Origin of the sequence: Aquabacterium sp. A3, assembly GCF_038069945.1 — a bacterium.
GTDB lineage: Bacteria > Pseudomonadota > Gammaproteobacteria > Burkholderiales > Burkholderiaceae_C > Aquabacterium.
The window spans coordinates 14,614-28,908 of the sequence record NZ_JBBPEV010000007.1 but is presented as its reverse complement, the minus strand read 5'-3'; the positions used below and the strand labels follow the sequence as shown (position 1 = coordinate 28,908).

At 68.5% G+C, this 14,295-nt stretch carries 13 protein-coding genes; 5 read left to right on the top strand and 8 right to left on the bottom strand.

Features of this window, described 5'->3' with window-relative positions; translation table 11 throughout:
* Positions 1–80 precede the first annotated feature (80 nt).
* Positions 81–953, top strand: a complete 873-nt coding sequence (locus WNB94_RS16580; RefSeq protein WP_341391485.1) for a PEP-CTERM sorting domain-containing protein — start codon at positions 81–83, stop codon at positions 951–953.
* On the opposite strand, the gene fdhD is transcribed toward WNB94_RS16580, so the two are convergent.
* Genes fdhD through WNB94_RS16555 form a run of 5 tightly spaced genes read right to left on the bottom strand, consistent with a single transcriptional unit; the run spans position 944 to position 6,371 of the window.
* Positions 944–1,756 (bottom strand): formate dehydrogenase accessory sulfurtransferase FdhD, encoded by an 813-nt coding sequence (fdhD, locus tag WNB94_RS16575; RefSeq protein WP_341391484.1) that lies wholly within the window; start codon positions 1,754–1,756, stop codon positions 944–946. The two genes, WNB94_RS16580 and fdhD, sit on opposite strands and share 10 nt — an antisense overlap.
* The gene (locus tag WNB94_RS16570; protein WP_341391483.1) at positions 1,753–4,032 is read right to left on the bottom strand and encodes an FdhF/YdeP family oxidoreductase; all 2,280 of its coding nucleotides are present in this window, start codon (positions 4,030–4,032) and stop codon (positions 1,753–1,755) included. The genes fdhD and WNB94_RS16570 overlap by 4 nt, the downstream gene beginning before the upstream one ends.
* 57 nt (positions 4,033–4,089) lie before the next feature.
* Complete coding sequence (fghA, locus tag WNB94_RS16565) at positions 4,090–4,938, bottom strand: S-formylglutathione hydrolase (RefSeq protein ID WP_341391482.1); 849 nt, start codon at positions 4,936–4,938, stop codon at positions 4,090–4,092.
* 13 nt (positions 4,939–4,951) lie between these two features.
* On the bottom strand, positions 4,952–6,085 hold the full coding sequence (locus WNB94_RS16560; RefSeq protein ID WP_341391547.1) for an S-(hydroxymethyl)glutathione dehydrogenase/class III alcohol dehydrogenase: 1,134 nt from the start codon (positions 6,083–6,085) through the stop codon (positions 4,952–4,954).
* Between the two features lie 22 nt (positions 6,086–6,107).
* Positions 6,108–6,371 (bottom strand): metal-sensing transcriptional repressor, encoded by a 264-nt coding sequence (locus WNB94_RS16555; protein WP_341391481.1) that lies wholly within the window; start codon positions 6,369–6,371, stop codon positions 6,108–6,110.
* A 135-nt stretch (positions 6,372–6,506) separates the two neighbouring features.
* Here WNB94_RS16555 and WNB94_RS16550 point away from each other — a divergent pair, with 135 nt between their 5' ends.
* Entirely contained in the window at positions 6,507–7,613 is a 1,107-nt protein-coding gene (locus tag WNB94_RS16550) for a hypothetical protein (RefSeq protein ID WP_341391480.1), read from the top strand.
* Between the two features lie 35 nt (positions 7,614–7,648).
* Complete coding sequence (locus WNB94_RS16545) at positions 7,649–9,076, top strand: TAXI family TRAP transporter solute-binding subunit (RefSeq protein WP_341391479.1); 1,428 nt, start codon at positions 7,649–7,651, stop codon at positions 9,074–9,076.
* Here the strand turns inward: WNB94_RS16545 and WNB94_RS16540 are convergent.
* Entirely contained in the window at positions 9,040–9,786 is a 747-nt protein-coding gene (locus tag WNB94_RS16540; RefSeq protein WP_341391478.1) for a response regulator, read from the bottom strand. The genes WNB94_RS16545 and WNB94_RS16540 overlap by 37 nt on opposite strands.
* Before the next feature lie 64 nt (positions 9,787–9,850).
* On the opposite strand from WNB94_RS16540, the gene WNB94_RS16535 reads away from it, so the two are divergent.
* Entirely contained in the window at positions 9,851–11,887 is a 2,037-nt protein-coding gene (locus WNB94_RS16535) for an ATP-binding protein (RefSeq protein WP_341391477.1), read from the top strand.
* Here the strand turns inward: WNB94_RS16535 and WNB94_RS16530 are convergent.
* Together WNB94_RS16530 and WNB94_RS16525 are read right to left on the bottom strand one after the other, a co-directional pair.
* Complete coding sequence (locus WNB94_RS16530; protein WP_341391476.1) at positions 11,853–13,004, bottom strand: DUF3734 domain-containing protein; 1,152 nt, start codon at positions 13,002–13,004, stop codon at positions 11,853–11,855. The two genes, WNB94_RS16535 and WNB94_RS16530, sit on opposite strands and share 35 nt — an antisense overlap.
* Positions 13,001–13,786, bottom strand: a complete 786-nt coding sequence (locus WNB94_RS16525) for a 3-hydroxybutyrate dehydrogenase (RefSeq protein ID WP_341391546.1) — start codon at positions 13,784–13,786, stop codon at positions 13,001–13,003. Before WNB94_RS16525 ends, WNB94_RS16530 begins: the two co-directional genes overlap by 4 nt.
* Before the next feature lie 153 nt (positions 13,787–13,939).
* Between WNB94_RS16525 and WNB94_RS16520 the strand changes: the two genes are divergently transcribed.
* Entirely contained in the window at positions 13,940–14,218 is a 279-nt protein-coding gene (locus WNB94_RS16520; protein WP_341391475.1) for a hypothetical protein, read from the top strand.
* The last annotated feature ends 77 nt before the right edge of the window (positions 14,219–14,295 follow it).

Below are 14,295 nucleotides of genomic sequence, written 5' to 3'. Positions count from 1 at the left end.
CACCCACCTGGGGGTTTCGCCCTCGCGTGGAACCGTTAACATTTGCACAAATCTTTACGCATCCGTCTGGAGGAGTTCCCGTGCACCGCGCCTTGTCCCTGTCTGCCGCCACGCTGGCCCTGTCGGCCCTGCTGCCCTCGGCCGCCCTGGCCCAGACGGCCACCTACACACTCAGCTACTCCTGCACGGCTTACTCGGGTGTCACCGCCCGAGATCTGCCCCTGCGCGACTTCGGCGGCACCGAGTGCTTCAACGTCATCAACAACACGGCCGTGGGCAAACGTTCGGTGGCCCGAGATTTCCAATCCTCGGCCGGGTATTTCGGCGGGTGGTTCTCGGCCAACTACATCGCTGATTACTGGCATGGTGGCGGCGCATCGGCCTCGCTGCACCTGGATGACTTCCGTTTCAGCGACAGCTTCACCGTGGTGTACGACGACCCCGCCCAGTCGGGCACGGTCAACCTCACGCTCATGGTCGACGGAGACCTGCTGACCCGTGGCTACGGCAATGGCTACTCGTCCAACGGCTCCATGAGCTTGTCGGTGCGCAACCCGTGGCAATCGCTGGGCACGCGCGGCTTCTCGGGTCAGTTCACTTCCCACTATGCCGGCTCGGCAGGCACCACCGACCTGTCGCCCCTGACCCTGACCGTGAAGGACGGCGACGAGATCACCCTGTCGCTGTTTGCCGACGTGTATGTTCAGGGCTTGCTGACGGTCGGCCTCAACGGCATGTACCCGGATGACTCTGGCGCCGACGCACGGGGCTTCCTGACCTGGTGGGTGGAAGCGCCCACCGGCGTGCGCCTGGTGTCGGCCAGCGGCCACGACTACACCCAGCGCGTGCTGGCCGTGCCCGAGCCCTCGGCCATCGCCATGCTGCTGGCCGGCGTGGGGGTGGTGGGCGTGGCGGGCCTGAGGGCGCGCCGACGCGCCCGCGCTCAGGCGTAAGCCACCACGGCATCGCCTCGGCAAAAGCCGTACAGGCGCAAGCCACTGCGCTGCGCCAGGGTGATGGCCATGGAGGTGGGCGCCGAGATGGCGCCCAGTGTGCCCACCCCCACCCGCACGCACTTGCTGACCATCTCGTGGCTGGCGCGGCTGGACACCAGCACCATGCCACGGGCGTCGGGCGCGCCGTCGGCCATCGGCCCCTGGGCCGTGCGCGCCAGGGCCCCAATGAGCTTGTCCAGCGCGTTGTGGCGACCCACGTCTTCGCGCACCAGGGCCAGCTCGCCACCGAACGTGGCCCACGCGGCCGCATGGCTGGCACCACTGCGCGCTTGCAGCGGCTGGTGCGCCGGCAGGGCTTGCAGCGCACGGCGCACGGCGGCGCTGAGGTCCGGCCCGGGTGCGGCCACCTGACGCTGCGGCAGGGCCTCTTCAAAGGCCTGCAGGCTGTCGATGCCGCACAGCCCACACCCCGTGCGCCCGGCCAGTTGCCGCCGCCGGTGCTTGAAGCGGTCAAAGGCGCGGGGCGACACCTCGATGTGCACGCTCACGCCCTGCGCGGTGTGCGCCACCTGCAGGTCACGCAACTCGTCCAGGCCCTGCAGCAGGCCCTCCGACAGCGAAAAGCCCATCGCCAGGTCGTCCAGCGCCGTGGGCGTGGCCAGCATCACCACGTGCGACACCCCGTTGTAAACCAGGGCCACGGGCACTTCGTCAATCACCCAGTCGTGATCAGGCCGTTGTTGCGGGCCCTCGTGGCGCTGCACAGCGACGCGTTGCAAGCCGGCCGGGGTGTCGTTCACGCCGGCTCCGCTGCCGCCCGCAGGCGCACCGGGATGGCCTTGGACGCCGGCGTGCGCGCGCCCACGGCGTGGCTGTCCAGCGGCACCAGCACGTTGGTCTCGGGGTAGTAGGCGGCCACGCAGCCGGGCGGGATGTCGTGGTCCACCAGCTTGAAGCCCGGCGCCACGCGCTCGATGTCGTCGGGCGCGGCGCCGACCAGGTCCACCCAGGCGCCTTCGGCCAAGCCGTTGCGCACGCGGTCTTGCGCATTGACGAAGACCACGCGGCGCTGGCCGAATACGCCACGGTAGCGGTCGTCCAGGCCGTAGACGGTGGTGTTGTACTGGTCGTGGGCGCGCACCGTGGTCAGGGTGAACACCTCGGTGGCAGCGCGGCCTGCGCGCCGTTGGGCGCGGTGCACCACGGTGTCGGTGGGGATGCCGTGCACGGCAAACTGCGCCCGGCCCGAGGCCGTGGCCCACACGCGCTCGCTGGCGGTGTTGCGCAGCCTGAAGCCCCCAGGGCGGTGCACCTTGTGGTTGAAGTCGGCGAACTCGTCGAACACCTGCGCGATGTGGTCGCGGATGCGGCCGTAGTCTTCCACCAGCCACAACCAGGGCACACGGCTGTGGGGCAGGGTGGCGGCGGCCAGGCGGGCCACGATCGCGGGCTCTGACAGCAGGTGCGGCGAGGCCGGCGCGTTGATGCCCGCCGACAAGTGCACCATGCTCATCGAGTCTTCCACGCTGATGTGCTGCGGCCCGCTGGCCTGGTGGTCTACCTCGGTGCGGCCCAGGCAGGGCAGCACCAGGGCCTCGCGGCCGTGCACGGTGTGGCTGCGGTTGAACTTGGTGGCCACGTGCACGGTCAGGTCGCAGCGCTGCAGTGCGGCCCAGGTGGTGGGCGTGTCGGGCGTGGCCGCCGCAAAATTGCCGCCCATGGCAAAAAACACGCGGGCGCGCCCATCGCGCATGGCCTCGATGGCGCCGATGGTGTCCAAGCCTTCGTGGCGTGGCGGCTCGAAGCCGTACACCTCGCGCAGCCGGTCCAGAAACGCCGCCGAGGGCTTCTCGTAGATGCCCATGGTGCGGTCGCCCTGCACATTGCTGTGGCCGCGCACGGGGCACAGACCGGCGCCCGGCTTGCCCACCATGCCGCGCATCAGCAGCAGGTTGGCAATGGACTGCACCGCGCCCACGCCATGCTGATGCTGGGTGATGCCCATGCCCCAGCAGGCGATGACCTTGTCGGCCTGCGCGATGACCTGCGCGGCCTGCAGCAGGCGCTCGCGCGACAAGCCCGATTCGGCCTCGATGCGGGCCCAGTCTTCGGCCTCCAGGTCGGCTTTGAGCGCGTCAAAGCCCGTGGTGTGCTCGGCCACGAAGGCGTGGTCCACGGCATTCAGCGCCAGCAGGTGCTTCATGATGCCCTTGAGCACCGCGATGTCGCCGCCCACCTTGAGCTGGTAGAAGTCGGAGGCGATGGGCGTGGCGCCACCGCTGAGCATCTCCAGCGGGCTTTGTGGGTCGGCAAAGCGCTCCAGGCCGCGCTCGCGCATGGGGTTGAAGCTCAGGATGCGTGCGCCGCGCCGCGAGGCCGCGCGCAACTCGCCCAGCATGCGCGGGTGGTTGGTGCCCGGGTTCTGGCCAAAGATCAGCAGGCAGTCGGCCAGCTCGAAGTCATCGAGCGTGACGGTGCCCTTGCCCACGCCCACGCTGGCCTTGAGGCCCACGCCGCTGGGCTCGTGGCACATGTTCGAGCAATCCGGAAAGTTGTTGGTGCCGAACTCGCGCACGAACAACTGGTACAAAAACGCTGCCTCGTTGCTGGTGCGCCCCGAGGTGTAGAAGATGGCCTCGTCGGGCGAGGGCAGGGCCTGCAGGTGGCGCGCCACGGTGGCGAAGGCCTCGTCCCAGCCGATGCGGCGGTAGCGGTCGGTGCTGGCGTCGTAGGCCAGGGGCTCGGTCAGGCGGCCCAGGGCTTCCAGGTCGTGGTCGGTCCAGGTGCGCAGTTCGCTGACGGTGTGCTCGGCCAGGCGCTCGGGCGTGGCGCGATCGGCCGTGGCTTCGGCGGCCACCGCCTTCACGCCGTTTTCGCAAAACTCGAAGCTGCTGGTGTGCTGGCGGTCGGGCCAGGCACAGCCCGGGCAGTCAAAGCCATCGGGCTGGTTGGCCGAGAGCATCGTGCGTGCGCCCTTGACGGCGATGCGGTGCTGCAGCAGTTGGTGGGCCACACTGCGCAGCGCGCCCCAGCCACCGGCCGGGCCCTTGTAGATCTGGATCTTGGCTTCGCTCATGGGTGCTTAGCAAGCAGGGCGCATGCCACGCACCGCAGGCGCAAGGCAGCCGCCCGGTCAGTCGGCAGGCTTCAAGGCCCGTGCGTGGTGGGCGAGGTGGTCGCCCATGAAGCTGGCCATGAAGTAATAGCTGTGGTCATACCCCGGCTGGCGCCTCAGCGTCAAGGGGTGGCCCACGCGCTCGCAGGCCTCGGCCAGCAGTTCGGGCCGCAATTGGCCCGCCAAAAATTCATCGGCTTCGCCCTGGTCCACCAGCAGGGGCAGGCGCTCGGCGCCCTCCGGCAGCGATGTGATCAGCGCGACCGCATCCCACTCGGCCCAGGCCGCCGTGTCCGCACCCAGGTAAGCCCCCAGCGCCTTCTGCCCCCAAGGCACCTGCGAGGGCGCCACGATGGGCGCGAAGGCCGACACGCTGGCGTAGCGCCCCGGGTGGCGCAGCGCCGTGATCAGGGCGCCGTGCCCACCCATCGAATGGCCGAAGATGCCCCGCCGCCCGGTGGTGGCAAAGTGCCGCTCCACCAGGGCGGGCAATTCATCCGCCACGTAATCCTGCATGCGGAAGTGCGGTGCCCAGGGGGCTTGCGTGGCGTTCACGTAAAAGCCGGCGCCCTGGCCCAGGTCGTAGGCCGGGTCGTTGGCCACGGCCTCACCCCGGGGGCTGGTGTCGGGCGCCACCACGATCAGGCCGTGCTGCGCCGCGTGCGGCTGAAACCCGCCCTTGGTGATGGCGTTTTGCTCGGTGCAGGTCAGGCCCGACAGCCAGTACAGCACCGGGCAGGCCTCGCCCGCCAGGGCGGCCGGGGGCAGGTACACCCCGAATTTCATGTCGCAGCCCAGGGTGGCCGAGGCGTGCTGCCACACCTCTTGCCGACCGCCAAAGCTGGCGTGTTGCTCAACGCGTTGCATGAGGGCGCTCCGTTCAGGCTGCGACGGCCGCAGGCTGGGCAAAGTTCACCACGCTGCGGATCGACTTGCCCTCGTGCATCAGGTCGAAGGCGTGGTTGATGTCGGCCAGGCCCATGGTGTGGGTCACAAACGGCTTGAGGTTGATCTCGCCCTTCATCGCGTCTTCCACCATGCCCGGCAGCTCGCTGCGGCCCTTGACGCCACCGAAGGCCGTGCCCAGCCACTTGCGACCCGTCACCAATTGGAAAGGCCGGGTCGAAATTTCCTGGCCCGCACCGGCCACGCCAATGATCACGCTCTGGCCCCAGCCCCGGTGCGCGCATTCCAGCGCGGCGCGCATCACGTTGACGTTGCCGATGCATTCGAAGCTGTGGTCCACGCCCCAGCCCGTCATCTCCACAATCACCTGCTGGATGGGCTTGTCGAAGTCCTTGGGGTTGACGCAGTCGGTGGCACCAAACGTGCGCGCCAGCTCGAACTTGTCGGGGTTGGTGTCCACCGCGATGATGCGGCCCGCACCGGCCTTTTGCGCGCCATGCACCACGGCCAGGCCAATGCCGCCCAGGCCAAACACCGCCACCGTGTCACCCGGCTGCACCTTGGCCGTGTTCTTGACGGCGCCCAGGCCGGTGGTCACGCCACAGCCCAGCAGGCAGACCTGCTCGGGGTTGGCCTCCGGGTTGACCTTGGCCAGCGACACCTCGGCCACCACGGTGTACTCGCTGAAGGTGCTGCACCCCATGTAGTGGTAGATGGGCTGGCCCTGGTACGAAAAGCGCGTCGTGCCATCGGGCATCACGCCCTTGCCCTGGGTGGCGCGCACCGACACGCAGAGGTTGGTCTTGCCGCTCTTGCAAAACAGGCACTCGCCGCACTCGGCCGTGTACAGGGGGATGACGTGGTCACCGGGCTTGACGCTGGTCACGCCCTCGCCCACCTGCACCACGATGCCCGCGCCTTCGTGGCCCAACACCACGGGGAAGAGGCCTTCGGGGTCATCACCGCTGAGGGTGAAGGCGTCGGTGTGGCACACGCCGGTGTGGGTGATCTTCACCAGCACCTCGCCCTTTTGCGGCGGGGCCACGTCGATCTCGACGACTTGCAGGGGCTGGCCAGCGGCGAAGGCCACGGCGGCACGGGACTTGATCATGGGAGGCTCCTCAACAGGTTCACTTCAGGTAAGAGCGCACCAACGTCGTGATGTCGTCGGCCAGCTCGTCGATGCTGCGTTGCGCGCTGAGTTGCTCGCGCACGTGCGATTCCAGAATCTCGGACATCAGCCCGTTCACGGCCCCCCGGATGGCGGCCAACTGCTGCAGCACGGGCGCGCAATCGGCCCCCGCCTCCAGCGCGCGCTCCAGCGCCTCGGCCTGGCCCTTGATGCGGCGCACGCGGGTCAGGGCTTTTTTCTTGTCTTCGGGGGCGTGGGGCATGGCGGATGTCAGATAGTGGGGGGGAGTATATCCAATCGGGCCATTGACGCAAGTTGTGCAGTGCAGTAACTTGAGCCCCGTCGTAGGCAGTTCCCTGGCAGTTTTCCTCAACCCGACACACGCTCAGGAGCGCCCATGCCCGGCCCTGCTCAACTGCACTCACTGCACTCACTGCACGCGATGCGTGCGACCGCGTTCGCCACCCTGTTGGCCACCCTGTGGACCTTCACCACCACATCGGCTGGTGCCCAGACGCTGAGCATCACCGGCCTGGGGGCCGAAGTGAAGGTCTCCACGAACAGCGATGCCGACCTCGATGGCATCGTCTTCACGCGGGGCACAGAAACGGTCGCCAATGAAGACCAGTTCCAGTGGGCCAGCGCGGGCCTGCAGGCAGGCACGGTGAAGTACCTCACCCACGTGAACACCACCACGGCTGGTGTGCCCCTGCTGGAGGCCGGCGGCGGCATCACGAGCGGCGCCAGTGGCGGGCTGTTCTACCGTTTCAGCAACGAAGGCAGCGCCCCCATCACGCTGCCTGCGGGCGCCCTGCAATGGTCGCTTTCCTCCATGTCGGGGAGCTACCGCCCACCGGCCATGGACGGGCAGGAACCCTTCAGCATGACCAACTTCATTCACCAGGAATATCTGCTCTTCGGCTTTGACCAAGAGGTGGCCAACGACGGCTTCGACGCCTACCTGGACGCACTGGTGGCCAGCGGTGGCAGCGTGCAACCCACCCATCTGGCCCTGGGCGTCGCGATGAACTCGGTGTCCTACTTCAGTCCGCTGGGCGTGGTGCAGGACGGCATGGTGTTCATTGAAGATCCGCACCCGCCTGAAGACATCGACTTCGACCAGATTGGTGCCTTGAACGTGACGGCGAACGTGCGCGGCGTGGCGCTGGACATGGGCCTGGTCAACGATCAGGCCGTCACCATCGCCCCGGGAACCAGTCGCCTCTTTGTCGCGATCTCAGGCAGTGGCGTGCTCATTCAACCCGATGAAAACAGCACGAGTGAGTTGTTCTCTTATGTGTTCAAAGACAGCTCTCACAGCGCCACCTTGGCGCTGAACCTGCCCGAGGGCATCACCCTGGTGGGCGAACAGCCCAGTTGGGTGAGTGCCGTGCCTGAAGCGTCCTCCGTGGGCATGGCGCTGGCCGGTGCACTCGGGGTGTTGGGCGCACGGGGACGGCGGGGGCTGCGCCAGGGGCGGGAGCGCCACAGAACCCCGGTGTGAACGGCAAGCCGCAGGCCTCGGTATAGTCAGCGGCCATGCGCCGCCCACTATCTTCTCGCCGCCTGTCCCACTGTTCACACGCCGTGCGTGATGCACTCATCTCGCTGCGCGACCTGATCACCTCGGCCGGGCCGGTGGTGGTGCTGGTGGCGGCGGTGCTGGTGGGCGCCTACTGGTGGCTTGATCCCCAACCACCCAAAACCGTCACCCTGGCCACCGGGCCCGAGGGCAGCGCCTATGCGGCCTTTGGCCAGCGCTACGCCCAGGCCCTGGCGGCCGATGGCATCACCGTGACGCTGCTGCCCACCGATGGCACGGTGGGCAACCTGCAGGCCCTGCGCGATGGCCGGGCCGACCTGGCCTTTGTGCGCGGGGGCAGTGGTGCCGCCGCCGACCTGGACGAGGCCGAAGCCGCTGCCGCCAACGTGCCGGGCGTGCCGCAGGGCGCGCTGATGTCGCTGGGCTCGCTGTTCTACGAGCCGCTGTGGATCTTCTACCGCCCCGCCGCCTTGAACGCCTCACCCACGGCCCCGCTGGATTCGCTCACCCAATTGCGCGGCCTGCGCGTGAACGTGGACCAGGCCGGCAGCGGCGTGCCGGATCTGGTGCAGCGCCTGCTGTGGGCCAATGGCGTGAGCACGGATGAGCTGCAGCTGCAGCACCTGCCGCCCGAGGAGGCGGCACAAGCCCTGCAAGCGGGCCAGCTGGATGTGATGGTGCTGGTGTCGGCGCCAGAAACCGTGACCGTGGTGCGCCTGCTGCTGTCGCCGGGCATCGCCCTGGCCGACCTGCCCCAGGCCGATGCCATGGCCCGGCGCTTCCCGTTCCTGCAAACCGTCACGCTGCCGCGCGGCATGGTCGACCTGGCGGGCGACCGCCCACCGCAAAGCATCGGTTTGCTGGCGGCCACCACGGCCTTGCTGACGCGCGACGACACGCACCCGGCCCTGCGCCAGCGCTTTGCGCAAGCCGCTGTGCACATCCATGGCGAGGCGGGCTGGTTCAGCGGCGCGCGCGACTTCCCCAACACCAGCACCAGCGAGCTGCCCGTGAGCGCCGAGGGCGACCGCGCCATCAATGGCACGCCCCCCTTCTGGCAGCGCTACCTGCCGTTTTGGGCCAGCAACCTGCTGGAGCGCATGTGGCTGATCATCGGTGGCTTGATCGTGCTGCTGTTGCCGCTGTCGCGCGTGGTGCCGCCGCTGTACACCTACCGGGTGCGCCGTCGGGTGTTCCGCTGGTACGCCCGCCTGCGCGAGGTCGAGGCCATCATGGACGACCCCGAGTCCGACCAGCAAGCGCTGCTGGACGAGCTGGACGAGCTCGACCGCGTGGCCAGCCAGATCACCGTGCCACTGGCCCACGCCGATGAGCTTTATGCGCTGCGCAACAACATCGAGAAAACCCGCCGCCGGCTGCTGGGCCTTCACACCAAGGTTTCGACCGTGGCGTCAAACAGGTAACCCGCCCCGCGCTCGGTGCGGATCAGCACCGGGTGCAGCGGATCGGGCTCGATCTTGCGGCGCAGGCGCAGCACCTGCACGTCCACGGTGCGGTCGTAGACCTCGGCGCTGTGCAGGCGCGACAGGGTCAGCAACTGATCACGGCTCAACACCCGTTGCGGCGCCGAGCAAAACGCCACCAGCAGGCTGAACTCGTTGTTGCTCAGCTCGATGCGCTCGCCTTGCGGCGTGTTCAGGCGGCGGGTGCGCAGGTTCAGCTCCCAGCCCGCAAACCGGAAGGCGCGGCGGCGCTCTTCCAGCGGCTCGGTCTGGGTGTGCACCTGGTAACGCCGCCGCACGGCGCGCAAGCGCGCCAGCAACTCGCGGTTGCTGAAGGGCTTGGTGATGTAGTCGTCGGCGCCCAGCTCCAGGCCCATCACCCGATCGGCTTCGTCTTGCCGGCCCGACAGCAGCACGATGGGCACATTGGCCCGCTCGCGCAACTCGCGCGCCAGCACCATGCCGTCCTCGCCGGCCAGCTTGAGGTCCAGGATGACGAGGTCGATGGCTTCGTCGTCCAGCACCTGGCGCATGCCTTGGCCATTGGTGGCGGTGCTCACGCGCCAATCGTGGTCGCCCAGGTACTCCGTCAGCAGTTGACCAATGGCCGGGTCGTCATCCACCACCAGCACGTGGGCGGGCGCGGGCATCTCGGCATCGGCAAACGTCATGTCGTGGCTTGCGTTGTAATGGGTGCATGAGCAGTCTGACAGCTTGCGCACAAGCCCAACCCCCATGCCCGTGAAATCCATTCAAAGGGCGGGGTGGTTTCATGCCTTGGTGGTGGCCGAGCTGCTGGTGGTCGCCTTGAGCATCAGCGCCCTGGTGTGGGTGCGCCACCAGACGCTGGAGCGCGAAGCCACCTCGCTCAACGCCCTGGCGCGCATGATGGCCCTGCAGGCCGACCGCACCTTGCGCCTGGGCGCCTCGGTGCTGCGCGACACCCAAGACGAACTGCAACACGGTCTGATCGACCCGCGCAGCCCCCAGGCCAGCCAGTTGCTGCGCTCTCGCGTGCGCTCGCTGCAGCCCTACCGCGCGTTGTCGGTGTTTGATGCGCGGGGCGTGCGCCTGGCCACGTCGCGGCCGGTGGACACGCCGCTGCGCGCCGATGTGGCCCAGACGGCCTTCTTCCGCGATGCCACCGCGCCGGGGGCGCCGCCGCTGCATGTCAGCGATGCCTTTGTGTCGCCCATCGATGGGCAGCGCACGGCCGTGGTGGCCTCGGCCTGGCGCAACGAACGCGGCGCGCTCAAGGGCGTGCTGGTGCTGTCGGCCCCGCCCGAGTTCCTGGCCGACGGCTTCGAGCTGATCCGCCCCGGCCCCGAGGCTCGGCTTCAGCTGGTGCGCGTTGAAGGCGGCGCCTCACCCGTGCCCGAGTCGATGCCCGATGCCCTGGTGGCCACCGCCGAGCTGACCCAAACCCCGATGCGCTGGGTGCTGAGCCTGCCCAAGGCCGTGGTGCTGGCGCGCTGGACCGACCTGGCGTGGCTGACCGCAGGCATCATGGCCGCCATGCTGGCCGCCACCACCGTGCTGGGCATGCGCCTGGCCCGCGCCCAGGTGGCCCAGCGGGCACGAGAGCAACAAGAAGCCCGTGCCCGCAAGCTGCAGGCCCTGGGGCAACTGGCCAGCGGCGTGGCGCACGATTTCAACAACGTGCTGGCGGCGGTGGTGGGTTTTGGCGAGATGGCCCGGGAGGCGGCGCCCCCCGGCAGCCGTCAAGCGCAGCAACTGGACCAGGTGGTCGAAGCCGGCCTGCGCGGCCGTGACCAGGTGGCCCGCATCCTGGCCTTTTCGCGCGGGCAGGTGCGCCACCATGTGCCCTTCCAGCCGGGGCCTGTGGTGCAAGAGGTGCTCAATCACCTGGAGGCCAGCCGGCCGGCATCCGTGCAGGTGCAGGCCACGCTGGCCACCCCCTGCCTGGTGGAGGGCGACCCCACGGCCCTCTACGAGGCGGTGATGAACCTGTGCACCAACGCCTTGCAGGCCATGCACGACATGCCGCCACCGGCCCAGGGGGTGCACGTGCTGGGCGTGTCGGTGACGCGCCGCCACCTCACGCACGAGCTGACGCTGTACGACCAGCAACTGCCGGCCGGCGAGCACGCCTGCATCAGCGTGACCGACACTGGCCAGGGCATGGACGCGCAGGTGCTGGCCCGCCTGTTCGAGCCCTACTTCACCACCAAGGGTGCGGGCCGCCAAGGAGGGGGTACCGGCCTGGGGCTGGCCGTGGTGCACAGCGTGGCCACCGACATGGGCGGCGCCATCGACGTGCGCAGCACGCCGGGGCGTGGCACCCGCTTTGACCTGTACCTGCCGCTGTGCACCCGCACCGAGCACCCCGCCCCCCAGCCTGTCAGCACCGAGGTGCCCGAGGGACAGGGCCAGTGCGTGCTGGTGGTGGACGACGAGCCCGGTCTGGTCACCCTGTGCGAAGACCTGCTGGCCAGCCTGGGCTACGAGCCGGTGGGCACCAGCGACCCCGCCCAGGCCTGGCAGGCCTTCCAGGACGATCCACAACGCTTTGACCTGTTGCTGACCGATGAACGCATGCCGGGCCTCAGCGGCACGGCGCTGGCCCAAGCCGCCCGTGGCCTGCGCCCCGACTTGCCCGTGGTGCTGCTCAGCGGCCACGTGATGGCCAATGACGCACTCACCCAGGCCCTGGTCAACCGCGTGCTGGCCAAGCCCGTCACGCGGGCCGAGCTGGGCCGCGCCGTGCACGCGGCGCTCAGTCAGGCGCGTGACGGTGCACGTCGTGGGTGACGAAGGGCTGCTCGTCGGTGGGCACGGCCAGCCAACCGGGCCGCTCCAGGCTGTGGCGCATGTCGGCCAGGCCACTGGCCCAGTGGCGCCGCATGGTCAGCGCGCTGAACTCGTAGTCTTTCGACTCGCCATCGCAGGGCTTGCCCTGGTAGATCAGGTGCACCACGTTGCAACGCTGCAGCTCGGCGCGGGCCTGCATGCGCTGCACCAACGCATCGTTGCGCCGGTTGGCGGGAATCAGCGCCAACAACTCGGCCAACTCACGCTGGTGCTGGGCCTTGGCCCGCATGTGGTCGGTGATCATGCGCGTGCGGCTGGAGTACTGGATGTCTTTCAGGCGCTCGGCCACCTCGCCCAGGCTGGAGGGGCTGTCGCCCCGTGCCGGCCACAGGTCCACCTGAAACACCAGCATGTTGCGGGCGCACCGGCCTGAGTCCAGCACCTGCTGCAGCGGCGTGTTCGACACGAGCCCACCGTCCCAATAGGGCTCGCCGTCGATCATCACCGCCGGGAAGCCCGGCGGCAGCGCGCCGGAGGCCATCACGTGCTCGGCCCGCAGCGGGTGGCGGCGGTTGTCGAAATACTGCATATTGCCCGTGCGCACCCGCACCGCACCCACCGACAGGCGCATGCTGCCAGGGTGGTTGATGCGGTCAAAGTCCACATGGCGCTCCAGCGTGGCCTTGAGGGCCGAGGTGTCGTACCAGCTGGCCGAGGCGGCGCTGCCCGCACCGGGCCACAAAGGCGGCGCCCAGCGCGGCTTGAAAAAGCCCGACTGCCCCCACAGCAAGGCGCTCCAGGCCGCCACATGGCCATGCCAGACCTGCCAGGGTTCGGGCCACGCCGCCACGCCGGGCACGTCCACAGGCGCCCAGGGCGCGGGCGAGCGGCACACCTCGTTCCAGAAGCCCTGCAAGGCCGACAAGCGCGTCGCGGGCTCGTTGCCCGCCACGATGGCCGCATTGATGGCCCCGATGGAGATGCCCGCCACCCAGGTGGGCTCGATGGCGGCGTCCAGCAGCCCTTCCACCACCCCCGCCTGGTAGCTGCCCAGGGCCCCGCCACCCTGCAGCACCAGGGCCACCTCGTCGAAGCGGGTCAAGGCCTCGGCGATCACTGCATGAACCAGCCGTGGCTCACCACCACCGACTGTCCCGTGAGCGCGTTGGTGGGAAATGCCGCCAAAAACAGCGCCGTCTGCGCCACGTCGTCCACGGTGGTGAACTCCTTGTCCACCGTGCCGCCCAGCATCACGTTGTTGACCACCTCTTCTTCAGAGATGCCCAGCGTCCTGGCCTGTTCGGGAATCTGCTTTTCCACCAGGGGCGTGTGCACAAAGCCCGGGCAGATCACATTGCTGCGCACGCCATAGGCGGCGCCTTCTTTGGCCAGCACGCGCGCCAGGCCCAACAGCCCGTGCTTGGCCGTCACGTAGGCCGACTTCAGCGCCGAGGCCTCGTGCGAGTGCACCGAGCCCATGTAGATCACGGCCCCGCCCGTGCCTAGCGCCTTCATGTGGCGCACGGCTTCACGCGTGGTCAGGAAGCCGCCGTCCAGGTGAATGGCCAGCATCTTCTTCCAATGATCGAAGCTGAAGTCTTCGATCGGGTCCACGATCTGGATGCCGGCGTTCGACACCAGGATGTCGATGTGCTTGAAGTGCCTGGCGGCCTCGTCCATGCCGGCCTTCACGGCCGCTTCGTTGGTCACGTCCATCTCAACAGCCAGCGAGGTGCCGCCTTCGCGCTCGATCTCGGCGGCGGCGGCACGTGCGGCGTCCAGCTTCAGGTCGGCGATCACCACGGCCGCCCCTTCCTTGGCGAACAACTTGGCGATGGACAGCCCGATGCCGCTGGCCGAGCCGGTGATGACGGCGGTCTTGCCTGACAACTTCATGATGTGCTCCTGTGGATGAGGTTGAGCCCATCATGCAGACACCGGGCGGCGCTTGTATGTCAGACAAGATGACATTTGAAACACAGACAAGCCTGGATGTAGGCGTCCTGGCATCTGCGCGGCGCACGCTGAAGGCCTCGACTCTAGGAGCTCTTCATGAACCCACTGGCCCTCCGCACCGCCCAGCCCCTGGGCACCCCCACCGACCGCGCCGACCTGGGCGAAGCCCTGCGCACGGTGGAAGTCCACCTGTACTGCGACCACGAAGACGAGGCCCTGCACGGCCTGCGCCAACTGCGCAAATCACTGGCGCACGTGCCCATCGATCACCCCATCCACGCCACGCTGGAGGCCGCCGTGATCAGCGTGCGCCTGCACCACCCGGCCTCGGCCCACGACATGCTGCGCCTGATGCGAGAGCACCTGGCGCACTGAACCCAGCCCGCGCGTCAAATCCCATCATTTTTATAAGGCTTTAGTTTCTTGTGGATTTGACGAAATCCGATCAAGCG